The organism is Cobetia sp. SIMBA_158, from assembly GCF_046566945.1.
In the GTDB taxonomy this organism is placed as follows: Bacteria; Pseudomonadota; Gammaproteobacteria; order Pseudomonadales; family Halomonadaceae; genus Cobetia; species Cobetia amphilecti.
In genome coordinates this window covers 1-254 of record NZ_JAWJYL010000707.1, presented here as the reverse complement: position 1 = coordinate 254, position 254 = coordinate 1, and the positions used below count along the sequence as shown (strand labels likewise).

Annotated in this window: 1 protein-coding gene; it reads right to left on the bottom strand. The window is 70.1% G+C overall.

Annotation, left to right across the window (positions count from 1 at the left end; translation table 11 throughout):
* Positions 1-254 (bottom strand): dephospho-CoA kinase (coaE, locus tag R2R70_RS21655; RefSeq protein WP_410979146.1); only part of this gene is annotated, 254 nt, incomplete at both ends.

Genomic DNA, 254 nt, shown 5'->3' with positions numbered 1-254 from the left:
GACTGGTCATGGCCGCCAGATGCTGCACGAGCCGCTCCCGGATACGCGGATGGGTGCAGCGCTCCAGCCACGGGCGCTGCTCGGGGGCAGCAAAGATCCGCTCACGTAGCGCGGCGCGGTCAAGCTCGCCCTGCGCCGTGACGATCGACCCGCCGAAGTGGGCGATCATCTCGGCCAGTGCGGTTTCGCCGGGGCGCACGATCTCGCGTGCGCCATCATCGGCATCCCCCCACTGGATGCCCAGCTCGCCGAAC